The 24,264-nt window shown below is 63.8% G+C and carries 22 protein-coding genes; 9 read left to right on the top strand and 13 right to left on the bottom strand.

The genetic code is table 11. From position 1 onward, the window contains the following. Positions 1-100: 100 nt before the first annotated feature. Entirely contained in the window at positions 101-1,024 is a 924-nt protein-coding gene (locus R0J92_RS03370) for a DMT family transporter (protein WP_110684116.1), read from the bottom strand. 232 nt (positions 1,025-1,256) lie between these two features. Between R0J92_RS03370 and R0J92_RS03365 the strand changes: the two genes are divergently transcribed. After that, positions 1,257-2,876: an ABC-F family ATP-binding cassette domain-containing protein gene (locus tag R0J92_RS03365; RefSeq protein WP_411050715.1), complete on the top strand. Its 1,620-nt coding sequence runs from the start codon at positions 1,257-1,259 to the stop codon at positions 2,874-2,876. Here the strand turns inward: R0J92_RS03365 and R0J92_RS03360 are convergent. Beyond that, a complete protein-coding gene (locus tag R0J92_RS03360) occupies positions 2,854-3,795 on the bottom strand; it encodes a pirin family protein (protein WP_411050714.1) in 942 nt (313 codons plus the stop codon). The genes R0J92_RS03365 and R0J92_RS03360 overlap by 23 nt on opposite strands. Before the next feature lie 94 nt (positions 3,796-3,889). Continuing rightward, positions 3,890-4,519 (bottom strand): LysE/ArgO family amino acid transporter, encoded by a 630-nt coding sequence (locus R0J92_RS03355; RefSeq protein ID WP_411050713.1) that lies wholly within the window; start codon positions 4,517-4,519, stop codon positions 3,890-3,892. A 96-nt stretch (positions 4,520-4,615) separates the two neighbouring features. On the opposite strand from R0J92_RS03355, the gene R0J92_RS03350 reads away from it, so the two are divergent. Together R0J92_RS03350 and R0J92_RS03345 are read left to right on the top strand one after the other, a co-directional pair. Then, entirely contained in the window at positions 4,616-5,506 is an 891-nt protein-coding gene (locus tag R0J92_RS03350) for a LysR family transcriptional regulator ArgP (protein ID WP_411050712.1), read from the top strand. A gap of 125 nt (positions 5,507-5,631) precedes the next feature. Further along, positions 5,632-6,432, top strand: a complete 801-nt coding sequence (locus R0J92_RS03345; protein ID WP_411050711.1) for a hypothetical protein — start codon at positions 5,632-5,634, stop codon at positions 6,430-6,432. Between the two features lie 79 nt (positions 6,433-6,511). Here the strand turns inward: R0J92_RS03345 and R0J92_RS03340 are convergent, their stop codons facing one another. Then, positions 6,512-7,252 (bottom strand): YebC/PmpR family DNA-binding transcriptional regulator, encoded by a 741-nt coding sequence (locus R0J92_RS03340; RefSeq protein ID WP_106162853.1) that lies wholly within the window; start codon positions 7,250-7,252, stop codon positions 6,512-6,514. A gap of 121 nt (positions 7,253-7,373) precedes the next feature. After that, positions 7,374-8,219, bottom strand: a complete 846-nt coding sequence (locus R0J92_RS03335; protein WP_411050710.1) for an LEM-3-like GIY-YIG domain-containing protein — start codon at positions 8,217-8,219, stop codon at positions 7,374-7,376. On the opposite strand from R0J92_RS03335, the gene R0J92_RS03330 reads away from it, so the two are divergent. Continuing rightward, the gene (locus tag R0J92_RS03330; protein WP_106162854.1) at positions 8,213-9,988 is read left to right on the top strand and encodes an SLC13 family permease; all 1,776 of its coding nucleotides are present in this window, start codon (positions 8,213-8,215) and stop codon (positions 9,986-9,988) included. The genes R0J92_RS03335 and R0J92_RS03330 overlap by 7 nt on opposite strands. Positions 9,989-10,304: 316 nt before the next feature. Then, a complete protein-coding gene (locus tag R0J92_RS03325; RefSeq protein ID WP_411050709.1) occupies positions 10,305-11,978 on the top strand; it encodes an FAD-binding dehydrogenase in 1,674 nt (557 codons plus the stop codon). A 67-nt stretch (positions 11,979-12,045) separates the two neighbouring features. On the opposite strand, the gene R0J92_RS03320 is transcribed toward R0J92_RS03325, so the two are convergent. The 3 genes from R0J92_RS03320 to R0J92_RS03310 form a co-directional block, all read right to left on the bottom strand. Continuing rightward, positions 12,046-12,474 carry an META domain-containing protein gene (locus R0J92_RS03320; protein ID WP_411050708.1) on the bottom strand — a complete coding sequence of 143 codons (429 nt, stop codon included), beginning with the start codon at positions 12,472-12,474 and terminating at the stop codon, positions 12,046-12,048. Positions 12,475-12,638: 164 nt separating this feature from the next. Then, positions 12,639-14,417: an SLC13 family permease gene (locus R0J92_RS03315; protein WP_106162856.1), complete on the bottom strand. Its 1,779-nt coding sequence runs from the start codon at positions 14,415-14,417 to the stop codon at positions 12,639-12,641. Positions 14,418-14,996: 579 nt separating this feature from the next. Continuing rightward, positions 14,997-15,809 (bottom strand): TIGR00282 family metallophosphoesterase, encoded by an 813-nt coding sequence (locus tag R0J92_RS03310; RefSeq protein ID WP_106163103.1) that lies wholly within the window; start codon positions 15,807-15,809, stop codon positions 14,997-14,999. Positions 15,810-16,116: 307 nt separating this feature from the next. Between R0J92_RS03310 and R0J92_RS03305 the strand changes: the two genes are divergently transcribed. Further along, entirely contained in the window at positions 16,117-16,956 is an 840-nt protein-coding gene (locus R0J92_RS03305; protein WP_106162857.1) for a 2OG-Fe(II) oxygenase, read from the top strand. An 88-nt stretch (positions 16,957-17,044) separates the two neighbouring features. Here the strand turns inward: R0J92_RS03305 and R0J92_RS03300 are convergent, their stop codons facing one another. Then, complete coding sequence (locus R0J92_RS03300) at positions 17,045-17,629, bottom strand: 5-formyltetrahydrofolate cyclo-ligase (RefSeq protein WP_317386541.1); 585 nt, start codon at positions 17,627-17,629, stop codon at positions 17,045-17,047. 20 nt (positions 17,630-17,649) lie between these two features. Beyond that, positions 17,650-19,038 carry a magnesium transporter gene (gene mgtE / locus R0J92_RS03295; protein WP_106162859.1) on the bottom strand — a complete coding sequence of 463 codons (1,389 nt, stop codon included), beginning with the start codon at positions 19,036-19,038 and terminating at the stop codon, positions 17,650-17,652. 137 nt (positions 19,039-19,175) lie between these two features. Here mgtE and guaD point away from each other — a divergent pair, with 137 nt between their 5' ends. Next, the gene (gene guaD, locus R0J92_RS03290) at positions 19,176-20,465 is read left to right on the top strand and encodes a guanine deaminase (RefSeq protein WP_411050707.1); all 1,290 of its coding nucleotides are present in this window, start codon (positions 19,176-19,178) and stop codon (positions 20,463-20,465) included. 168 nt (positions 20,466-20,633) lie between these two features. Further along, entirely contained in the window at positions 20,634-21,167 is a 534-nt protein-coding gene (locus R0J92_RS03285; RefSeq protein ID WP_411050706.1) for an NADPH-dependent FMN reductase, read from the top strand. Positions 21,168-21,187: 20 nt separating this feature from the next. Here the strand turns inward: R0J92_RS03285 and R0J92_RS03280 are convergent, their stop codons facing one another. Continuing rightward, the gene (locus R0J92_RS03280) at positions 21,188-22,525 is read right to left on the bottom strand and encodes an 8-oxoguanine deaminase (RefSeq protein ID WP_411050705.1); all 1,338 of its coding nucleotides are present in this window, start codon (positions 22,523-22,525) and stop codon (positions 21,188-21,190) included. Here R0J92_RS03280 and R0J92_RS03275 point away from each other — a divergent pair. Continuing rightward, positions 22,524-22,748 carry a hypothetical protein gene (locus tag R0J92_RS03275; protein ID WP_106162862.1) on the top strand — a complete coding sequence of 75 codons (225 nt, stop codon included), beginning with the start codon at positions 22,524-22,526 and terminating at the stop codon, positions 22,746-22,748. The genes R0J92_RS03280 and R0J92_RS03275 overlap by 2 nt on opposite strands. 11 nt (positions 22,749-22,759) lie before the next feature. On the opposite strand, the gene hisN is transcribed toward R0J92_RS03275, so the two are convergent. Beyond that, positions 22,760-23,542: a histidinol-phosphatase gene (gene hisN, locus R0J92_RS03270; RefSeq protein WP_411050704.1), complete on the bottom strand. Its 783-nt coding sequence runs from the start codon at positions 23,540-23,542 to the stop codon at positions 22,760-22,762. Positions 23,543-23,854: 312 nt separating this feature from the next. Next, positions 23,855-24,226, bottom strand: coding sequence for a helix-turn-helix domain-containing protein (locus R0J92_RS03265; protein ID WP_106162864.1), 372 nt, complete (start codon positions 24,224-24,226; stop codon positions 23,855-23,857). Between the last annotated feature and the right edge of the window lie 38 nt (positions 24,227-24,264).

Below are 24,264 nucleotides of genomic sequence, written 5' to 3'. Positions count from 1 at the left end.
TCGTATTTCCGCAGTCAGGCGTATCACACAAGTGTAACGCCCTGACGACAGGCGGAGCGCATAATATTTCAAAATTCCGAATTGGCCAGACCTCGCCCGGTCAGGATTTCATCGCATATGGCGCTGGCGTGACCGTGCGCCGCTTCAGCATCGCCTCACGCCAGGTGATGAAGGTGACGGCCGCGAGGATCATGGTGCCGCCCAGAACCACCCAGGCATCGACCCCTTCGCCAAAGGCCAGCGCCCCGAGAAGCGTCGCCCAGATCAGCTGCAGGAAGGTCACCGGCTGCGTGACCGTCAGGGGCGCGGCGGCAAAGGCCAGCGTCATGGTGTAGTGGCCGGCGGTTGCAAAACAGGCGACCAAGAACAGCAGACCCAGCTCCGCCAGTGTCGGCGTGACCCAATTCATCAGCGCAAAGGGCGCGAGGCCAAGGGTCACCCAGAGCGACAGCATCGCCACCACAACGGTCGGATTTGTCCGCCCGACCATGGTCTTGGCCAGAAGATAGGACAGGCCGAAGGCAAATCCGGTGACCAGCATCGCCAAATGGCCCGGCGAGACCTCGCGAAAGCCGGGGCGCAGGATCACCACCACGCCCAGCAGCGCCACCGCGATGGCCGCGATGCGGCGAAACGCCAGTTTTTCGCCCATGAAGAGCGCGGCCCCCAGCGTGACATAGACCGGCGAGAGGTAATTCATCGCCGTGACCTCGGCCAATGGGATGCGCGTCATGGCAAAGAACCACATGATGACCCCAAGCGCATGCACCGCGCCCCGCATCGCAAAAAGCCCGTGCAATTGCCGCGTCCAGTTCACCGCCCTGAGCGAGCCAATCATCGGGATCAGAAACACCAGCCCCAGGAGGTAGCGGAGAAAGGCGCTCTCGGCTGGCGGGATGCGCGGCCCCATGTATTTCACAAGCGCCGTCACCGCCACGAAGTTGAGCCCCGTCACCAGCATCCAGAAGACACCACGCAGAGGGTTGGAGGTCGGCTCGCTTGTCAGGGTCGTTGCATCGGTCATGGCGCAAAACAGACACCCATTGCTGGGGCAAGACAACCCTTCACTTGTGAAATATTGTACCCCTTTTACATCCGCGTCACGGGTACAAGCGGCCCGCCCTGACCGGTCGCCCCCTTGCCATTGGCTCCAGGCTCTCTATGTTTGAAGGATAGGTAACAGAGGAAGACCGCATCCATGATCCAGACCCTTGCCGCACTCGCCCTTTTTGTGTCGCTGCACGTGGTTCTTTATCATGCCGTCTCCCTCCGCCTCCGTCATTCTCGAAAGCCTCTGCTGGTCCGCGCCTGACGCCCGGCCGCTTTTCGACGATCTTTCCCTCTCATTCGGCCCCGGACGTACCGGGATTGTCGGTCGCAATGGCACCGGCAAGACGACCCTGCTGCGCCTGATCGCAGGGAAGCTGCGCCCCGCGTCGGGGCGGGTCATCACCACCGGGTCATTGGGGTGGATGCAACAGGACGTGGCCTCTGATGAGACGCTGAGTCTGGCCGAGCTGTTTGGCGTCGCCCCGCATCTGGACCTGCTGAACCGGGCGGACGCAGGCACGGCCACCACCACGGATCTAGCCGAGGCCGACTGGACCCTGACCGCCCGCATGGCGACCGCCCTTGCGACCTGCGGCTTGCAGATTGCGCCGGAGGCCACGCTGGCCGGCCTGTCCGGTGGCCAGCGCACGCGCGCCGCGCTGGCGGCATTGCTGTTTCAGTCCCCCGACATCCTGTTGCTGGACGAGCCGACAAATACGCTCGATATCGAGGGGCGCGCCGCTGTGCGTGAGATCCTCCGGACCTGGCGCGGGACCGCGCTGGTGGTCAGCCATGACCGCGATATCCTCGAAGAGATGGACGCCATTGTCGAACTGACCGCGCTTGGCGCGACGCGCTATACCGGTCCCTACAGCAGTTTCAGGATTGAGCGGGACGCGGCCCTGGCGGCGGCGCATCATGATCTGGCGGAGGCGGAGAAAACCCGCAAGCAGCTCGGTCGTCGGGTGCAAGAGGCGACAGAGCGCAAGGCACGGCGCGACAAGGCGGGCAAGGCCGCGCGGGCCTCTGGCAGTCAGCCCAAGATGTTGCTCGACAAGGCAAAGGAACGGGCCGAGGCCTCCAAAGGGGCAGCGGCGCGGCTGCATGAAGACCGTCTTGCGACTGCCGAGGACGCGCTGACGGAGGCCCGGGCGCGGATCGAGGTGCTGGAACCGATCCGGATGGAGATCGCCGACACCGGCCTGTCGGCCACGCGACGGGTGCTGCAAATGGCCAATGTGACGGCGGGATATGCCGAGGCCGCGCCGGTCCTCCGGGACGTGTCGCTGGAGATCACCGGCCCGGAGCGGATCGCCCTCACCGGTCCCAACGGCTGTGGCAAGTCGACATTGCTGTCGGTGATCCTTGGCCAGTTGGTGCCAACTGCGGGAGACATCGCCTTGACCGTGGATCCGGTGCTGCTGGATCAACACGTCAGCCTTCTGGCGCGGGATCAGACATTGGCGGAAAATTACCACCGCCTGAACCCGGAGGCCACCGCAACCGACGCCCGCGCGGCGCTGGCCCGGTTTCGCTTCCGGGCGGGCGACGGTGACCGCAAGGCCGGGGCCCTCAGCAGTGGACAGCGGCTGCGGGCGGGGTTGGCCTGCACTTTGGGACGGCCCTCACCGCCGCAGCTGTTGGTGTTGGACGAGCCCACGAACCATCTTGATCTGGACGCGATTGAGGCACTGGAGGCCGGATTGCGGGCTTACACCGGGGCGCTGATGGTGGTGAGCCACGACCAGCCGTTTCTGGAGCGCATCAACCTGACCCGCCGCATTTCGCTTTCGGACAAGGGCCTCAGCGGTCTGGCAACGGAATGAATTCGCTGTCGTCCCCCGGCGGCAGATGAAAGCGCGGGTTATTGGCAAAATCGCCGCGCGCCCAGGCCTGCTTCGCCTCTTCGATCTTTTCTTTCGAGGAAGCGACGAAGTTCCACCAGATATGGCGGGGGCCGCCCATGGTCTCGCCGCCCAGCGCCATCAGCCGCGCGCCCTCCGGCCCGGCGGTGACGGTGATGGCATCGCCGGGGCGAAACACCATCATCTGGCCGGTCTCAAAGGTCTGGCCCGCGACCTCTACCGCACCCTGCGTGATATAAAGCCCGCGGTCCTCATGGTTGTCGGGCATCGGCAGCTTGGCGCCCGCCTCAAGGATCACGTCCGCATAGAAGGCTTCTGACTGCATGGTAACGGGCGCGGTTTCTCCCCAGGCGGTGCCGAGGATCAGGCGCACCTCCTTGCCCTCACCCGTCAGGTAAGGCAGCGCCTCTTTGCCGTGGTGTTCAAACACCGGCGCCATGTCTTCCTTGTCTTCCGGCAGGGCGATCCATGTCTGGATACCAAAGAGGCTGCTTTGGCCCTTGCGGGTGGCTTCCGAGGTGCGCTCGGAATGGGTGACGTCCTTGCCGGCCACCATCCAGTTGACCGCGCCCGGATGGATCATCTGATGGGTGCCGAGGCTGTCGCGATGTTCAAACTCGCCCTGATAGAGGTAGGTCACGGTGCCAAGGCCGATGTGGGGATGCGGACGCACGTCGATGCCGCCGCCGGTGAGGAACTCCGCCGGGCCCATCTGGTCGAAGAAAATGAACGGCCCCACCATCTGGCGGCGCGGCGCGGGCAAGGCGCGGCGCACCTCAAACCCACCGATATCGCGGGCACGGGGAATGATCAGCGTCTCGATACTGTCGAGGCTGCCCGCATCGGGGCACTTTGGTTCCAGTGTCGGGTTCCAGCTCATGGGCCTGTCCTTTCCTCGCAACTCTGCCTTTCAAGATAGACCATGCGAGACCGTCTGACAGCCTGTTGGTTCTGCACAGGCCCTGCGCGCGGCCTCACATCAGGGCGAGTTTCAGCGCCAACGCCAGCATCACCACGCCGATCAGCGCATCCAGCACCTGCCACGCGCGCGGTCGGACAAAGACCGGCGCCAAGAGCCGCGCGCCATAGCCCAGCGTGAAAAAGAACACGAAGGACGCGGTGACCGCACCAAGGCCAAAGATCCACGCCGGCGTATATTGCGCCGAGATCGCCCCGAGCAGGACCACCGTATCCAGATAGACATGCGGGTTGAGCCACGTGAACGCCAGGCACGTCAGAACTGCGGGCCAGAGCGCCATCTGGGCGCCCTGCCCTTCGGTTCTGAGCGCGGCACCGCCCGTCCAGGCCGCCTTGAGAGCGCGCAGCCCATACCACGTCAGAAACAGAATACCGCCGATCAGCATCACGGTCTCAAACCACGGCAGCGCAGTGGTGAGCCTGCCAAATCCGGCCACCCCGGCGGTGATCAGCACCGCGTCCGACACAGCGCAGGTCAGCACGACCGGCAGCACATGCTGGCCCCGGATGCCTTGGCGCAGCACAAAGGCGTTCTGCGCCCCGATGGCCAGGATCAGGCTGAAGGCGAGGCCAAAGCCCGCCATCAGGGTCGGTAAGGCATCGACAGCAAGCAGAGGCGAAAACATGGCGTGGCTCTTTCTTTCTGGGTCAATGTCACTTTGACTACCCCGATGCATTTCGGTAATCCAATTAAAGATACTCACTTGGATTAAGCACAGCTAATGCGATTTGATCCCCCTCAACTGGCCGCGTTGTCGGCGGTCCTCCATCTTGGCAGCTTTGACGCAGCTGCCGCATTGCTTGGGGTGACGCCCTCGGCCGTCTCGCAGCGGATCAAGGCGCTGGAGGATCGCATCGGCACACCGCTGGTGAACCGCACCAGCCCCTGCACGGGCACCGAAACCGGCCTGCGCATCGCCAAACATGCCGAAGATGTCGCCCTGCTGGAGCAAAGGCTGAGCCGGGATCTGTCGCTGGACACCACCAGCGCGCCCGCCCGGCTCAAGGTTGCAGTGAACGCCGACAGCCTTGCCACCTGGTTTGTCGAGGCCATGGTGGCGGCGGGCGATGTGCTGTTCGAACTGGTGATCGACGATCAGGACCACAGCACCGAATGGTTGCGCCGGGGCGAGGTCTCTGCCGCCGTGACCGCCGAGGCACGCCCGGTGGCGGGCTGCGATGCCTTTGCGCTTGGGCAGCTGGATTATGTGGCCACCGCCAGCCCCGCCTTCATGGCGCGCTGGTTCGCAGACGGGCTGACGCCGGAGGCCGCTGGACGCGCGCCTTGCATGATCTTCAACACCAAGGATCGCCTGCAGCACCGCTGGCTGGCGACCCATGTGACCCCGGATGTCGTGCCGCCCGCCCATTACCTGTCGTCGACACAGGCCTTTCTGGATGCAGCGACTGCAGGCCTCGGCTGGGGCATGAACCCGGTGCAACTGGCCCGCCCCTATCTGGAGCGCGGGGATCTGGTGGAACTGGTGCCGGGCAGCACTCTTGGTACGCCGCTCTACTGGCAGGTGAGCCGGATCATGGCCCCGGCCCTGCGCGACATCACCCAAGCCGCGCGCCGTGCGGCGGCAAGGACGCTGACGCCTGTAGACGCCTAGGCGAGCACGCACCCCACCGGCCGCTCACCTGCCGCTAGCGAGCGCGCGCCGGACAGTGCTAGGCTGGTTGCATGCGGCGCGCCCTTCCTTCATCGCCCCGGTCCTTCGGGTGGACCTTCTGGCTCATGCTGGCGATGCCGCGTGCGCTGGTGATTGCGATGCTTTGGGGTTTGACCCACTTGGCTGACATACCGCTGACGCTGGCCTCTGCGGTGATCGCCAGTGATGCGCTCGTGCTGATATGGCAGATCACACGATACCATCACAGCGCCGACGCCCATATCCGCGACACCGGCGCAATGGTGGCAAGCTGGGGCGGGTACTTCGCCTGTTTTCTGGCGCTGCTCACCTCTGCAACGCTGTGGTGGGATCTGGTTTTGATCGCAACGCGCCCGCCCGTGGAAGAAACATTCGACCAGCAGATGCAACGCGAGCGAGAGCAGCTTTATGTGCTGGAGGTCGCTTCAGACGGCACCGAACTGCGGTTTGAGGGCGAAATCACCTATGGGCTGAAAGCACGGCTCACGGGCCTTCTTGTGGCACATCCGAACCTGCGCCGCATGTCAATGACCAGCCCCGGCGGCCATGTCTACGAGGCCCGTGGCACGGCTCAGGTGATCTCGGCCGCAGGGCTCGACACTTACGTGGAGGGGGACTGCACCTCGGCCTGCACATTGTTGTTCGCAGCCGGGCAGCGCCGCAGCCTCGCCCCGGATGCGCGACTTGGATTTCATGGCTACGGATTTGCGACGGTGGTGCATCTGCCCGGTTATGATATCGAGGCGGCACAGGACAAGGATCGCGCGTTTTTTCTGTCTCATGGGATCGACCCGATGTTTGTCGCGCGCATGTATGACACCCCGGCACAGGACATGTGGTTCCCGGACCTGAGCGTGCTCAGAGCCGCTGGCTGGCTCCGCGACTAGACGATCCCAAATGCCCCAAACGACAAACGGCCCCGCCAGATGGGCGAGGCCGTTCTCGGGTTACTTTGTCAGGGGCCGCTCAGAGCTGCGCCATCACCTCGTCGGAGGCCTCGAAGTTGGTGGTGACCCGCTGCACGTCGTCGTCGTCTTCCAGCGCATCCACCAGCCGCATCAGCTTTTGCATGCCTTCCAGGTCCAGCTCGGTGGTGGTGGTGGGCTTCCAGATCAGCTTGGTGCTGTCGCTCTCGCCCAGCTCGGCCTCCAGCGCGTTGGACACGTCGTTCAGATCGGTGTCCGCGCAATAGACGATGTGACCGTCCTCGGAGCTTTCCACATCCTCGGCGCCGGCCTCGATCGCCGCCATCATCACCGTGTCCGCATCGCCAACTTCGGCGGGATAGGCGACCTCGCCCTTGCGTTCGAACATGAAGCCGACAGAGCCGGTCTCGCCCAGATTGCCGCCGTTCTTGGAGAAGGTCGAGCGCACGGTGGAGGCGGTGCGGTTCTTGTTGTCGGTCATCGTCTCCACGATTACCGCGACGCCGCTGGGACCATAGCCCTCATAGCGGATCTCGTCATAGGTCTCCGCATCGCCGCCGGTGGCCTTCTTGATGGCGCGGTCGATCACGTCCTTGGGCACGGAGTTCGACTTGGCCTCCTTGACGGCCAGACGCAGGCGCGGGTTCTTTTCCGGATCCGGGTCGCCCATCTTGGCGGCGACGGTGATTTCCTTGGAGAGTTTGGAGAACAGCTTGGATCGCGCAGCATCCTGGCGACCTTTACGGTGCTGGATGTTCGCCCATTTGGAATGGCCTGCCATGGTGCATCCTATGTTTTGATTTCAGAAACTGGCGCTCATATAGCCCCGGAGTGTACAGGCATTCAAGCCGGGGCTTTGGTTGCATGGCCGACTCCCCGTCCCCTAACGGGTTCGAGGCCGCTCAGAGCGTGTATCTGATCGGGTTGGATTGACCGCGTTTCTTGGGCACGCGGCGATTGAGGTACCTATTCCGCACATCATCCGGCGCAGGCACTCCTGAGAAGGAATACCGCCCGTATCGCCCAATCTCTGGATGGTGACGCCAGGCCGTCACTTCAAAGACCTCGATCACAAAGCCCTGAAACTCCGCCAGCACATATTTGTTCTCTTCGGTGCGCCATTTGGCCATGACCCAATTGCCTTTGACTGCTTCGAGAACCCCTTCGGAGTCATCAAAGCGGGTGTACTCCCGATTGATATTGATCAGCATCGCATCCTCCGGAAGCGTGTCCAACTCCGCGCTTACATATCGGCGCTGGATTTCATCTGCCGTCATCAGTCCATGGCTCCAGGATTTGTGACCAGATTGAAAATTGGCGAGATCTGCAGCACCATAGTCCTGACCGCGGTGGCGCAACAGATCAATCAGAACGCTCTCGATCAATCTGGCCTCTTTTTTGGTTAGACCATGACGCAAGATTAAATACTGAACCTCTTGTCCACGCTGTTCGATCTCGTGGATCGTGCTCAACTTCGCGGAGCGCATGTCCTCGCTGATCTGTTTCTCGGCAACATGGCTATAGAGCCTGTTCCCCTTGCCTTCTCCAATGTAAAATATTTGGTCGTTGCGTGGATCAATGAGCGCATAGACATAGTGACCAATCCGGTCCAGGAGCACGTCCTTAAAATATGGAAACTGCGTAGCCAATTGATTTTCCTCGACTGATTGTTCACTGCTGTAATACCAGAGCATTACCTGAGGTGCTGAGGTGATGCCTACTAAAAACCCCGGAGCCAACGATGACATTGGACCAAACCCTGCTTTTCAGCCTCTTTGCCGCCGTATTCGGCCTGCTCCTCTGGGGAAAATTCCGCTATGATCTGGTGGCCTTTGGCGCGCTGATGGTGGCCGTGGTGCTGGGGCTGGTGGAAACCAAGGACGCCTTCGCAGGCTTTGGTCATCCGGCCACATTGGTGGTGGCGCTGGTGCTGATTGTCTCTGCGGGGTTGGTGAAATCCGGGGCGGTGCATCTGATCACCCGCACCCTGGTGGATCAGAGCCGTTCGCTGGGGGCACATATTGTCATGATGGGCAGCGTCGGCGCGGTGCTGTCGGCCTTCATGAACAATGTGGCGGCCCTGGCGCTGCTGATGCCGGTGGACATCCAGACTGCGCGCAAGGCGGGGCGCGCGCCGGGCCAGAGCCTGATGCCCCTGTCCTTTGCCACCATCCTCGGCGGCATGGCGACGCTGATCGGCACCCCGCCCAACATCATCATCGCCAGTATCCGCCATGACACGCTCGGCGAACCGTTCAAGATGTTCGATTTCGCCCCCGTGGGCCTTGCAGCTGCCGCGGCCGGTCTGGCCTTTGTCGCCCTTGTGGGCTGGCGGCTGATCCCGGATCGCTCCGGCGCGGCAGGCGCCACGGAGAGCCAGCTTTCTCCTTACGTGGCGGAGCTGACGGTGCCGGAAGAGTCGGAGCTGATCGGCCAGCGCCTGGGCGGTCTGGACCCGGAAGCAGAGAAGGCCGATGTGGCCATTCTCGGGCTCATGCGGAGCGGCCAGCGGCGGTATGGTCGCTCGGCGGGGGCGATCCTGCAGGCCGGCGACACCATCGTGCTGGAGGCCACGCCGGAGGCGCTGGACGAGTTCCGCTCGACCCTGAAGCTCGACTTCTCCGATGCAGCGCGCGAGGAGAAACTGAAGGCGGCGGGCGACGGGCTGGAGCTGATCGAGGTGGTGGTGCCCGAACATTCCCGCATCGCCGGACGCAGTGCGCAGGCGGTGGGGCTGGCCTGGCGGCAGAGCGCGGTGCTGCTGGGCATCGCGCGTCAGGGTCAGCGGCTGAAGAAGCATCTGCGCCAGACCGAAGTCGCTCCCGGTGACATCCTGCTGATCCTCTGCCCGCGTGATCGCGGCACAGAAGTGGCCGACTGGCTGGGCTGTTTGCCGCTGGCCGCACGAGGCCTGTCGGTGACGGCGAATGACAAGACCTGGTGGGCGATCGGTCTCTTCGCGGCGGCGGTGACGGCGGCCTCTTTCGGGTTGGTGTATCTCCCGATCGCCTTGGGGTTGGTGGCGATCAGCTACGTGCTGCTGAAGATCCTGCCGGTGGCGGAGATCTACGATCACGTGGAATGGCCGGTGATTGTGCTGCTGGGCTCGATGATCCCGCTGGGGCAGGCGCTGGAGAAATCCGGCGGCACAGAGTTGCTCGCCACGGCGCTGGTCGATCTGACCCAGGGGCTGCCCGCCTGGGCGATCCTGACGGTGCTGATGGTGGTGACCATGACCCTCTCGGATGTGCTGAACAACACCGCCACGGCGATCGTGGCGGCCCCGGTGGGGATTTCGATGGCCAATGCGCTGGATGTCTCGCCCGATCCCTTCCTGATGGCGGTGGCGGTGGCGGCCTCGGCGGCCTTCCTCACTCCGATCGGGCACAAGAACAACACGCTCGTTCTGGGGCCCGGCGGCTATCGGTTTGGCGATTACTGGCGCATGGGGCTGCCGCTGGAGATCCTGGTGATCACCGTCTCGATCCCCGCGATCCTGCTATTCTGGCCGCTTTAGACCGCTCGTTGACGCAGCCGCACAGCTGAAGACTGCGGGGGGGCTCCCGCCCCTTTTGCCTGCGGCAGAGCCACCATCAAAAGCGTTGGGCCGGGCGGGGGCCGCGCCGAAGGCGCGGCCCCCGCCCCCTCGCGACGCACAGGGTGCGGCGCAACACCTCTGTGGCGCTGACCTTTCATGTCGCACGGACGAGAGGCACGGCACTACCGCGCCGCGGCACCTGCCCTCGCGACAGCGCCACACGCAAGGATTGCGCGGCGCGGCCCCTTGCGCCTAGGCTCAGACAGAAGAGCACCGCGAACCGGGGAGGAAAGCCATGGCCGCCGCGCAGAGAGACAACAGCGCCGATGTCATCGTGATTGGCGCCGGGCTGGCCGGGCTGGTGGCGGCAAACGAGCTGGCCGACCGGGGCAAGCGGGTGATCCTGCTGGATCAGGAACCGCCGCATTTCCTAGGTGGGCAGGCGCATTGGAGCCTTGGCGGGCTGTTCATGGTCGACACGCCGGAACAGCGCCGCATGGGCATTCGCGACAGCCTCGATCTGGCACGGCGTGACTGGGCCGGCAGCGCGCAATTCGACCGCGACGAGGATCACTTTCCGCGCCAATGGGCCAAGGCCTATCTGGAGTTTGCCGCAGGCGACATGCGCCAGTGGCTGCATGGTCTGGGCCTGCGCTGGTTTCCGGTCGTGGGCTGGGCCGAGCGCGGCGATGGACGCGCCGAGGGGCATGGCAATTCGGTGCCGCGGTTTCACGTCACCTGGGGCACCGGGCCGGGCGTGGTGGCACCCTTCGCCCAACGGGTCGAGGCGCATATCGCGGCTGGGCGCATTGAGGCACGCTTTCGCCATCAGGTCAGCCACGTCATCCAGCAGGGCGGCCTCATCAAGGGGGTGTCGGGCGAGATCCTCGCCAAGGACGCCAGCCCGATCGGCGCTCAGACCAGCCGCCAGGAGGTCGGTGAGTTCGAGGTCTATGCCCCTTCGCTGATCGTGGCTTCGGGTGGCATTGGCGGCAATCTGGAGATGGTGCGTGCCAACTGGCCGGTGGAGCGTCTGGGCCCCGCGCCAAACCGCATGGTCTCTGGCGTGCCCTTCCACGTCGACGGGCGCATGCTGAAGGTGGCGCAGACCGCGGGTGGCCATATCATCAACAACGACCGCATGTGGCATTACTGCGAGGGCCTTCGGAACTGGGACCCGATCTGGCCCAACCACGGCATCCGCATCCTGCCCGGCCCCTCGTCGCTGTGGTTCGACGCTCATGGCAGCCGCCTGCCCGCCCCGGCGCTGCCGGGGTTCGACACGCTGGGCACCTTGAAGGCGATCCTCGCCACCGGACAGGACTACAGCTGGTTCATCCTCAGTCAGAAGATCATCGAGAAGGAATTCGCCCTGTCCGGTTCTGAACAGAACCCGGACCTGACCTCCGGCAAATGGGGCGAGGTGCTGCGCGCCCGTCTACTGTCGCGCGGACAGGCACCAGGGCCGGTGGAGGCCTTCAAGAAACACGGCGCCGATTTTGTGGTCGCCGACACGCTGTCGGAACTGATCCTGGGCATGAACGATATTGGCGATGTTGCGGTGGACGAAGCCCATATGCGGGCCCAGATCGAGGCGCGGGATGCGCAGGTCGACAATCCCTTTGCCAAGGACCGGCAGATCCAGGCGATACATGCAGCGCGCAACTACCGCGGCGACAGGCTTATCCGGACCGCCAAGCCGCATCGCATTCTGGACCGCGCCAACGGGCCGCTGATCGCCGTGCGGCTCAACGTCCTGACGCGCAAAACGCTGGGCGGACTGCAAACCAATCTCGACAGTCAGATGGTGGGCGCAGATGGCCAGCCCCTACCCGGCCTGTTTGCGGTGGGAGAAGCCGCCGGCTTTGGTGGCGGCGGCTATCATGGCTACAATGCGCTGGAAGGCACTTTTCTGGGCGGGTGCCTGTTTTCAGGCCGACAGGCGGGACGCTCGAACAAGATCGCCTGAGGCAACGCATCCGGGCAAGCATCGCTGACAGGTCAATTACGCCCCCAAAGGGCGCGCGCAGACCGGGTCAGCCGCTGGTTTCCACCAGGCCTTCCTCTTCGGCGTCGCGGCTGTAGCGCAGCAGCTCGGTGCCCTCCTCATCCAGCAGGATCAGCGCCGTCGGCTCGATCTGGTAGGAGGTCACCCGGGCCAGCAGCGCCAGCACTGTTTCCTCCTGCTCCGCCAGCCCTTCCGGACAGGCCATCATGGTGCCCGCGATCTTGTCCGGGAAGGTGATCGCCTCGCCGTCGATCTCCGCCTCGCCCATGAACCGGTTGCAGCCAGCGCTGGTTCCGAACTGTCCATCCTCGGCAAAGCTGAGATCGAGACCACGTCCCTCCAGCGGTTCGGCGCCCTCGATCTGGCTCAGTGTCCAATCCGTCTCGGTGAGCGCAGAGTGGCCCACTTCGGTGGCACGTGTCTGCACCCCGATGACAATGGCGGACGCCGAAATCATAATTGCTGCGATAAATGCGCGTCGGGTTGTTTGCATGGGTCCCATTCCCAATTTCTAATTCACTTATCAAATGTGGGACTGCAATCAGGCCACCACAAGAGGTGCCGTTGGGCGCGACGCAGCGATGCGCGGAAAGACGCGCAGTTGCTGCCAATTGATCCCCGTCAGAGCGGCCACAGGAGCGGGATCACCGCCGAGGCCAGCAGCCCCATGGACAGGTTCAACGGGATGCCAACGCGCAGGAAGTCCGAGAACTTGTAGCCGCCGGGCCCATAGACCAGCATGTTGGTCTGATAGCCGATCGGTGTCGCGAAGGCAGCTGACGCCGCGATCATCACCGCGATCACCAGCGGGCGGGGATCGAGCCCCATAGACTGCGCCAACCCCACCGCGATCGGCGTGACAACGACGGCGACCGCGTTATTGGAGACCAGCTCGGTCAGCACGGACGTCAGAAGATAGACCGCCCAGACAAGGAAGAATGGCGGCAGGTCTGCAAGCGAGGGCCCGATCGCCGTCACGATCAGCTGCACCGCGCCAGAGCTTTCCAGTGCCGCACCGATGGCCAGCATGGAAAAGATCAAGGCCAGCAAGCGCCCATCGATAAACGAGAAGGCCTCGTCCGCATCGATGCAACGGGTGACCAACACCAGCGCCACAGCAAGGATCGACAGCATGAAGATCGGCGCAAGCCCGAAGGCCGCGCCAATCACGATGCCGACCATCGCGGCCACAGCGACCGGCGCATGACTGCGGCGATAGGCACGTTGCGTGGGTTGGGACACGTCAGCCATGTCGGTTTCCGCCGCAAGCCGCTGAATGTCGCCAGGGGCCCCCTCCAGCAGCAGCGTGTCGCCGACGCGCACGACGAGATCATCCAGCTGCACGCCGATGTTCTGATTGCGCCGGTGCACCGCCAGCACATAGACGCCGTAGCGCCGCCGCAAACGCATCGCGCCAAGGCTGCGGCCAACCAGACGACAGCCGGGCGTGATCAAGACTTCGACGGTCTTGGTCTCCACTGCGGAGACCTGATCGACGCGCTTCAGCTCCTTGTTGCTTTGCAGGCTGAGCAGTTCGGTCATCTTGGTGCGCAGGACCACCCGGTCCCCCACCTGCAACTGCACGCCTTCGAGGTTGCGGCGCAGCGAGTCATCGCCACGGATCACGTCGATCAAACGCACACCGGGGCGTTTGAACAGCTGAACGCCGGTCACTTCGCGCCCGATCAGGTTGCTGTCCGGGGGGATCACCGCCTCGGTGAAGAATTTCATCTTGGAGCGATCCGACAGCATCATCGCCAGATTGTCGCGCTCCGGCAGCAGATGTGGGGCGATGAAGCGCAGGTAGAGCATGCCCCAGATCACAACCACAATCCCCAGCGGGGTCACTTCGAAGATCGAGAACGGCTCCAGCCCCTGCGCGCGCGCGACACCATCCACCAGCAGGTTGGTCGAGGTCCCAATCAGCGTCAGCGTCCCGCCAAGCACAGCGGCATAGGACAATGGGATCAGCATCTTGGAGGCCGACACATTGAGCGTGCGCGAGATCTGGATGAACACCGGAATCATCACGACAACAACCGGCGTGTTGGACACAAAGGCAGAGGCGATCACCACGAACCCCATCAGCAGGGCGACGGCAAGTCTCGGGCTGACCTCGGCCTTCTTGCGCGCCACAGCCGTAAAGGCATTCAACGCACCCGTGCGCACCATCGCCCCCATGATCACGAACATCGCGGCGATGGTCCAGGGCGCCGGGTTGGCAAGGACCGGCAGTGCTTCGCTATACGGCAGCACGCCGGTGACAAGCATGACAGACACGCCACAGATGGCGACCACCTCGGTCGGATAGGACTCGCGCAAGAACGCCACGAACATCGCAAGAACGATCAACAGCGCGAGAATGGCGCTCGATGTGTCACCCGATTGAAAGAGAAACATGTAGATCCACTATGCCAGGGTTATCCCGCCGCACTCCGCGAGGGCGTGTCGGCTGGCGGTCAGTTTCACCGATCCCGCGTCGCACAGCAAGCGATTGTCGCAGCAAAAATGCAGTAAACGCAGTATGATCGACGCAGACGTCGCGGATGCGAGACGCGCTGCTGGTCGCCGAGCGTCGGCAAAGGTTTCGGGAGCTGCTGCCCCGGACCAACTGGCGGGGATGCTCCCGCCCAAGACACGCTGCTCTGGCCTGCGCCAGAGAAACGGTCTCGGTTGGGCCGGGCACCGCACGCTTGCGTGCGGTGCCCGGCCCAACGGGAGGAGGGTTTTTGTCAAAAAACATGACGACGGGCGGGAGCCCCCCCCGGCCCGGAGGGTGCCACCGGTCCGGCCGATACTCATTTCGCGCCCCGTTTAGGGCGCTGCGTGACTCGGACTAAACACAGGCGAGACAGCGACTAGGCAATCTTCAGCAACGCGAACGAAGTGCGCAGGGCACACCCTTTCCAATGGCGAACTCTTGCGTTGAAAAGATCGGGCAGTCATCGTCTCAGGAGAGGCGAAACAGATCCCTCTGCCTCAGGGCGCCGCCTGTTGCAGCAAACCGCCCTGGCGCACCATCTCGATGCGTTTGGCAGCCCCGGTGCGATCATCGGTTTCCACATAGACGCCGGACAAGGTCGCCTCGCCCGAGGCCGGTGTAAACCGCCCCTTGGGCATGCCGGTCAGGAAGCGACGCATCGGTTCCGCCTTGTCCATGCCGATCACCGAATTGTAGTCGCCACACATGCCCGCATCACTCAGATAGGCGGTGCCGCCCTCGAGGATCTGCGCATCGCCGGTCGGCACATGGGTGTGGGTCCCCACCACCAGCGAGGCCTTGCCATTGCAAAAATGCCCCATGGCCATCTTCTCCGAGGTGGCTTCGCAATGCATGTCGACGATGATCGCCTGTGCCAAGCCCCCGCGCGGGTGCGATTTCAGCACGCCTTCCACAGCGCCAAAGGGATCGTCAAACGCGCGTTTCATGAACACCTGCCCCAGCGCCTGCAGCACCAGAACCTTCTGGCCGCCACGCGCCGTGAACAGCCGGTGCCCACGCCCCGGTGCCCCCTTGGCAAAGTTCAAAGGCCGCACGATCCGACTGTCCTGTTCGATATACTGCAGCATGTCCTTCTGATCGAAGGCATGGTCGCCCAGCGTCACGCAATCGGCCCCCGCATCAAACAGCAGCTTGGCGTGTTCGCCCGACAGCCCCATGCCGTTGGAGGCGTTCTCGCCATTCACCACGACAAAATCGAGCCGCCAGTCGTCGCGCAGACGCGGCAGGTTTTCGGAAATCGCCGCACGTCCCGCGCGGCCCATGACATCGCCAAGAAACAGAATTCGCATAGTCCCCGAATAGGCGCTGTCGCGATGCGCCACAAGAGCCAAAGCTGCCGCTGCGATGTTGCACCACGGCTCTCAACCGGTGGCACAGCCCTGCCCCGCGACGCGCGCGCCCTTGCATGGAAACTGTTGCGATGCGGCAAACAATCCTGCATGCCATAGGAGATTGCCGCGAGCTTTATCCGGTTCACCCTGCAAAAATTACAGTTTTTAGATAAATTGGTTGCGAGATGGAGCCGAGGCGACGAGCCTTAGCAAGAGCAGATCCGCCTGCCGCCCCTTTGCATCCGCCGTTTGCGAGAGTTTTATCATGTCCACACCGATTCTGAGCCTCGACCCCGACACGCTTTTGATGTCCACCAAGGATGCCCGCTCTGCGGCCACTGCGCTGGCGCCGGAGTATCAGTCGCGCGGCCCCTTCAACTACGGTGGCTACGACGGTTTCCTCGACCCGGAGATCCTGGAGCGCGTGCGCGAGGAGCTGAAGCAGCTGCCGGAGGCGGAGAACAGCTATGACCGCCCGCAGGAACGGCTGAAGACCTCCTATGTGCCGGAGCGCCTGCCGATGTACACCCGACAGCTGTTCTACGCGCTGAATTCGCGTCCCGTGCTGGCGTTTGTGGAAGAGCTGACCGGCATCAAGGGGCTGATCCCCGATCCCTATTTCGCCGGTGGCGGCGTGCATGTGGTGGCCAATGGCGGCCATCTGGACATCCATGCGGATTTCAACCACCACGCCGGGCTGAACCTCGAACGACGGGTCAATATGCTGATCTATCTCAACAAGGATTGGCGCGCGGAGTATGGCGGCTCCTTCGAGGTCTGGGATGAGAATATGTCCAACAAGCTCGGCAGTTACGTGCCGGAGTTCAACCGGATGTGCATGTTCTCCACCTCCTCCGACAGCTGGCACGGCAACCCGGAGCCGGTGAACCACCCCGATGGCGAGCCGCGCATGTCGATCGCGCTGTATTACTATACCGCGACCTGGGACAGCACCCGCAAGAGCCACACCACCCTGTTCAAGCCCCGCCCCGGCAGCAAGGACCAGCGCGACCGGCAGGTGGCACGGCGCGAGCTGCTGCAAGATCTGCTGCCGCCGGTGATCCACCGCAAACTGGCGTGGCGGCTGGAGAAGCTGGGGTTCTGATCTCTCAAGGGACGCCGACACGGACCGCTGACGGCGCCGAACCTAAATGCACCGGCTGGCGGCCCGGTCGGGTCCGTGCGGGCTGTTCCTAGCGTTTGAAATCCAGGATCCGGCTTTCGGTCACGATCATGTCGAGCGGCTGATCGGTGGGCTCCAACGGCAGCTGCTCGGCCTCCTGCGCGTCAAAGGCAAAACCGATGGCCAGCGTAGCACGACGGCTGCGCAGCCGTTCCAACGTGCGGTCGTAAAAGCCGCCGCCATAGCCCAGACGGTTGCCCGCAGCATCAAAGGCCACCAGCGGCACGATCAGGATTTCCGGGTCAAAATAATCGTCCACCTCCGGCACCTTGGCACCAAAGGGCCCATCCCGCAGCGCGCCCTCGGGGTGCCAGCGGCTGAACTCCAAGGCCAAACCCGCGCCTTGAATGACCGGCACGCCTACGGGGCCATGGGCGGCGGCTTCGGCCATCACCGCGAGCGGGTCGATCTCGGTGCGGATCGCCATGTAACCGGCCAGCGGCACGCCGCGATAGCCGGCCAGCACCTCAGCCAGATGGCCTGCCGCGCCTGGATGCTGCGCCTCAAACGCGCCCTTGCGGCGCACGAAGGCCGCCTTGCGCGCCGCCGCCTTGATCGCTGCCAATGCGCTGGCGTCCTGATCCGTCTCGCTCATGTCCTGCTCCTGCCGACCTGTTACAGCAATATCGCTCCGGCAAGACCGAGGAAGGCAAAGAAGCCAACCACATCCGTCACCGTGGTCACAAAGGCGCCGGAGGCCAGCGCCGGATCGACGCCGATACGATCCAGAATAACCGGGATCACCGTACCTGCGAGCCCCGCCACGACAAGGTTGATCACCATTGCGGCACCGATGACGACGCCCAACATGGGCGTGCCGAACCAGATCACGCCGATGATGCCCATGACGATGGCAAAGATGACGCCGTTGATCAGCCCCACCAGCACCTCGCGCCGGATCACCCGCCAGACGTTGGCGCCGGTCAGGTCGCGCGTGGCCAGCGAGCGCACCGCCACCGTCAGCGACTGGGTGCCTGCGTTGCCGCCCATGGAGGCGACGATCGGCATCAGCACGGCCAGCGCCACAAACTGCGCGATGGTGGCCTCGAACTGGGCGATCACCAGTGAGGCGAAGATCGCCGTCACCAAGTTCACCGCCAACCAGGGAAAGCGCTGCTTGGTGGTTTCCGACACCTTGTCCGACAGGCTGCCGTCGCCGACACCGGCAAGGCGCAGGATGTCTTCTTCGTGTTCCTCGTCCAGCACCACCATGGCGTCGTCGATGGTGATGGCGCCGACCAGTCGCCCGTCGCCATCCACCACCGGGGCGGAAATCAGGTGATACTGATTGAAGGCATAGGCGACGTCTTCCTCGTCCTGATCTGCGGGGATGACCTGAAAGGTCTCCTCCATGATCTCCAGCAACGGCAGGGTCCGGCGCGAGCTCATCAGCCGACCCAACGTCACCTGCCCTACGGGGTGCATGCGCGGGTCGACGATCACCACGTGGTAGAACTGTTCCGGCAGCTCCTCGGCCTCGCGCATGTGGTCGATGACCTGACCGACGCTCCAGTGTTCAGGGGCGGTGACCACCTCGCGCTGCATCAAACGGCCGGCGGAGTTCTCCGGGTAGGCCAGCGATTGTTCCACCGCTACCCGGTCGCTGTCTTCCAGCGCGTCAAGGATGGCTTCCTGCTGCGGCTCCTCGAGGTCCTCGAGCAGGTCGACCACATCATCGCTGTCGAGGTCGCGCACCGCATCCGCCAGCACCTGTGGTGTCAGCGCGGCGATGACCTCTTCGCGGATCGACTCGTCGAGTTCCGACAGGATGTCGCCGTCGAATTCCTTGTCGTAGAGGCGGATCAACCGCCCCCGGTCAAAGGCATTGATCTGTTCCAGAAGGTCGGCGATGTCGGCCGGGTGAAGCGGCTCCATCAGCTCGACGAGCGTTTCGCGCTCATCCCGATCGAGCGCAAAGAGGATCTGCGCGACCCGTTTGCGGTCCAGCTCGTAGGCGTCCTCGCCCGTGGCTTCGACGTCGGGGGTGTCCTCGCCTGTGGTCATCCGCAGCCCTCCGGTTTTCTGAACCATCTGCCTAAAGGAAGGTGCCGGGAGAACGCAACGGTCCGTCAGCGATTTACCCTCGGCTGTGGGAGGCCTATCCTGTGTCTGCATGATTTTACAACAGGTGTGATGCGTCGATGGAACAAGATCTCATTCTTCTGGGCCGGGTGCTGTCCTTTGTGGCCTCTCCATTTTCCGAGACCGGACCGGAGGCCGCGGTGCAGGAGCATGAGGCCATTGCCCTGCGCGGTGGTCGAATCGTGGCGCTTGGCACCAAGGCGGCGCTGGTGAAGGCGCTGCCGGGGGCGCAGTTGCTGGACCATGGGGACAAGGTGATCCTGCCCGGGTTTGTCGACGCGCATGTGCATTATCCGCAGACCGCGATTATCGCCAGCTGGGGCAAGCGGCTGATCGACTGGCTGAACACCTATACCTTTCCCGAGGAGATGCGGTTTGGCGATGCGGGCTATGCGGCAGAGATCGCGGCGCGCTATCTGGACCTGACCACCGCCTGTGGCACCACCACGGTCGCCAGTTACTGCACCATCCACCCCGAAAGCGTCGAGGCGCTTTTTGCCGCCGCTCAGACACGCGGCCAGCGCGTGGTGGCGGGCAAGACCTGCATGGATCGCAACGCGCCCGAGGGCCTGCGCGACACGCCCCAAACGGCCCATGACGAGAGTGCCGCGCTGATCGCGCGCTGGCACGGGGTCGACCGGCTGACTTATGCGATCACGCCACGGTTCTCGCCCACCTCGACGCCGGAACAGCTGGAGGCGCTTGGCGCACTCTGGGCGGCGCACCCGAGCTGCCTGATGCAGACCCATCTGAGCGAGCAGCTGGACGAGATCGAATGGGTGCGCGGGCTGTTCCCGCAGGCGCGCGATTATCTCGATACCTATGAAGGCTTTGGCCTGTTGGGCGAAGGGGCGGTGTTTGGCCATGCCATCCACCTGCAGCCGCGCGAGCGCGACCGGCTGCGCGAAAGCGGTGCAAGCCTGGTGCATTGCCCGACCTCCAACACCTTCATCGGCTCCGGCCTGTTTGATCTGCACGGCCTGATGGCGGAGGGGCAGCGGATCGGGCTGGCCACCGATACCGGCGGCGGGTCGAGTTTCTCGATGCTGCGCACCATGGCCGCCGCCTATGAGGTGGCGCAGCTGCGCGGCACGCCCCTGCATGCGGCGCAATTGCTGTGGCTGGCCACCCAAGGCTCGGCCCACGCGCTGCGGCTGGAGGGCAAGGTCGGCAACCTCGCGGTCGACATGGAGGCGGATCTCGTGGTGCTCGACCTGGCCTCGACCCCGGCCATCGCGCAGCGGGTGGCGCGGGCAGCTGACCTCTGGGAAGCGCTGTTTGCCACCGTGATGATGGGCGATGACCGCGCCATATCGGAGGTGCGGATTGCCGGTCGCAAGGTGGTGTGAGTGCGGCGTGGATGTCCGGTGGCTCAGGCCCCAAGGGGCCCGAGCCTGCAGGGGGCGCTGCCCCTCGGCCCTGACGGGCCTCACCCCAGGGATATTTGCGATCAAAAGACATAGGCATCCGGGGTTTGCCCCTTTTAGGGTGCCCCCAAGCGACGCAGAAAGAGCAAGATGATGAAACTCTTGGCGATTTCCGGCAGCGCCCGGCAAGCCTCCAGCAATACCGCGCTGTTGCGGGCGGTGGCAGAGGTTGCGCCGCCCCCTTTCGAGATCTCCGTCTTTGCAGGGCTGGCAGGCTTGCCGGTGTTCTCTCCGGATCTGGAGGCCGCGCCGCTGCCCGCCGCGGTGCAGGCGTTTGCCGATCAGATCGCCGAGGCGGACGGGCTGATCCTCGCCAGTCCGGAATATGTGCACGCCCTGCCCGGCGGGCTGAAGAACGCCATCGATTGGCTGGTGTCGCGCGAGGAGATCATCGCCAAACCCATCGCCCTGATGCATGGCTCGCATCGGGGCGATGAGATGCTGGCGCAATTGCGCCGAGTGCTGTCAACGGTGAGCAGCGGTTTCATGGCAGAGCCGTTTCTGCGTCTGGACCTGCTGAAGCGCAGCCCGGAAGAGATCGTGACGCAGATGCGGGCAGATGAGATGCGCGCGGCGGTCGCGGAGTATCTGGAGTTGTTTCGCAGCCGCTGCACATCCGCCTGAGACGGCTAGCCGCCGTTGGCCTATCCGTTGGCCAGCACGCGGGTCATCTCGCCATGGCGGCGGATCACCCCCGGCAGGTCCAGCGTGGTGACGGCGCCGTCGCGGACCACCTGACGCCCCTCGACGAACAGGTCGCGCACCTGGCGCGGCCCGGCCAGCACCAGCGCCGCTGGATCCCAGCTGCCGCTGGAGGCCAGACCGGAGATATCCCAGATCGCCAGATCGGCGCGTTTGCCAACCGCGATGCGGCCACAATCCGCCCGCCCCAACACATCGGCGCCACCGCGGGTGGCCATCTCCAGCGCCTCGTAGGCGGACATCGCATCGGCGCCATTGGTAACCCGCTGCAGGAGCATGGCCTGACGGGTCTCTTCCCACATGTTTGCGATGTCGTTGCTGGCGGAACCGTCGACCCCGAGGCCGACCTTGACGCCGGCATCACGCATCTGACGCACCGGCGCGATGCCGCTGCCGAGGCGACAGTTCGAGCAGGGGCAATGGGCCACGCCGGTGCGGGTTCTGGCAAAGAGATCAATCTCCTGCCCGTCGAGTTTCACGCAATGGGCGTGCCAGACGTCCTCGCCGGTCCAGCCCAGATCCTCGGCGTATTGACCCGGGCGGCAGCCGAACTGCGCCTCGCTATAGGCGACATCCTCGTCATTCTCCGCCAGATGGGTGTGCAGCATCACGCCCTTGTCGCGGGCCAGAACCGCCGTGTCGCGCATCAGCTCGCGGCTGACCGAGAACGGCGAACAGGGCGCGAGGCCAACCCGGCACATGGAGCCTTCGCCCGCATCGTGAAAGGCGTCCACCACCCGGATCATGTCGTCGAGAATATCCGCTTCGCGCTCCACCAGGCTGTCGGGCGGCAGGCCGCCATCGCTTTCGCCGATGCTCATGGCGCCGCGGGTGGGATGAAAGCGCAGCCCCACCTCTGCGGCGGCATGGATGGTATCGTCCAACCGTCCACCGTTGGGAAACAGGTAGAGGTGATCCGAGGTCAGGCTGCAGCCCGAGAGCGCCAGCTCTGCCAGCCCCAGCTGGGTGGAGACCTGCAGATGCGCAGGCCCCATGCGCGCCCAGATCGGGTAGAGCGTCTGAAGCCAACCGAACAGCAGCGCATCCTGCCCGCCCGGCACCGCGCGGGTCAGGTTCTGGTAGAGGTGGTGATGGGTATTCACCAACCCCGGGGTGACCACCGTGCCGCGGGCCTCCACCACAGGTTCCTCGCCCTGAAGACCGGTGCCAATTTCGGCAATCACCCCGTCGCGAACCCGGATATCGACGGATTTCAGCACCCGCCGTGCGTCATCCATGGTGAGCAGGGTTTCGACGTTCTTGATCAAAAAAGCAGACATGATTTCACGCTCCATCTATCGCCCGTTTCGGTGTGTGGAGGTGATGATGCGCCGACAGAACAGGGGCAAAGGACTCGGCGCGCCCCTATTGGTACAACCGCTGCCGCGATGGGGCAAGTTCGGCAACCCGCATAAGCGTTTTGCCGAAATCCTGAAAATCAACCCTGACATGGCCGCATCATGGGCACTGGACCGGAACAGGATCGCGGCGCGCTTTGTCTGATGCTGTTCGGGTCAGCCCGCCTTGAGCAAAGCCAGAGCAGCAGCGTGAATCTGCGGGTTGGCCGCCGCAAGCGCGCGACCGCCGTTGTGCACGGGGTCGCCTTCCCAATTGGTGACGATCCCCCCTGCCGCCTCGATCACCGCGATGGGGGCCTGAATGTCATAGGCGTTGAGCCCGGCCTCGATCACCAGATCCACCGTGCCGGCCGCCAGCAGCGCATAGGCATAGCAATCCATGCCATAGCGGGTCAGCTTGACCTCACGCGCCACCCGCTCGAACCCGGCGCGGTCGGCCTCGGTGCCAACCTCGGGAAAGGTGGTGAACAAGATCGCATCCGCAAGACTGTCCGTGCGGCGCGTGACCAGCGGTCGGGTGCCATGCGGGCCAACGACCTGAGCGTGGTCACGACTGCCTTCAAAACGCTCACCAATGTAGGGCTGATCGACAATACCCAGCATCGGGCCATCATCATCCGACAGAGCGATCAACACCCCCCATGTCGGCGTGCCGCTGATGAAACCGCGGGTGCCGTCGATCGGGTCCAGCACCCAGGTACGCCCGCTTGTTCCCGGCTTCGGGGCAAATTCCTCGCCGAGAATGCCATCCTCCGGGCGCAGGTCGCCCAAGACAGAGCGCATCGCCTCCTCTGCGGCGCGGTCTGCAATGGTGACAGGGTCGAAGCCGTCATGCAGCTTGTTGTCAGCGGTCGTATTGGCATTGCGGAAATGCGGCAGAATGACAGCGCGCGCCGCATCGGCAAGCTGTCGCGCAACGTCGAGGTCAGACATCGTCATGGCAAGGGTCCCGGTCAAATCAAAAGATAGCGGTGTCCTGCGGGTGCCACGGCGCGCGGATGCTTTCAAGAGAAAAGCCCGAGGCAAACCCATCGCAGAAAAAACGAATGCAATTCCGCCAATCCGCCCAACGGAAGGCACAGAGCGATGCTGCAAAGCGATGAAAACACATCGCCGTGATGAAAACACACCGCCGTGATGAAACGATGGATACATCCCAACGAAAAGGAGGCCGCAATTGCGGCCTCCTCGGGTATGCGGATGTGTAAAGCGAATATGTTCGGAACAGACACGTCCAACATATCAGTTTTGTCAGGCGACGTCGCTCAGAACACGCGCCAGTTCAAAAAGACGGCGGCGCTGGTTTTCCGGAATGGCATAGTAGGACCGCACGAGATCAAGCGCTTCCTTGTCGCCCATGAGGTCCGCAGGCACACGCGCCTTTTCAGCGACGGCCTTGTCCTCATCCTGCAGCCCTTCGAAAAAGAAACTGACGTTCACGCCGAGCGCATCAGAAATGTCCCAGAGTCGCGACGCGCTGACGCGGTTCGCGCCGGTTTCGTACTTCTGGATCTGCTGAAATTTAATTCCAACTTTTTCAGCCAATTGCTGCTGCGTCATTCCAATCAGCCAGCGGCGATGTCGAATGCGTTTGCCAACGTGAGTGTCGACGGGATGTGCCATTTAAAGTATCTCCCAGTTACGGTAGCCCAGAATGCTGG

Source organism: Tritonibacter sp. SIMBA_163 (assembly GCF_046535935.1).
Classification (GTDB): Bacteria; Pseudomonadota; Alphaproteobacteria; order Rhodobacterales; family Rhodobacteraceae; genus Epibacterium; species Epibacterium scottomollicae.
The sequence above is the reverse complement of the archived record's forward strand: the minus strand, read 5'-3'. Positions and strand labels throughout refer to the sequence as shown.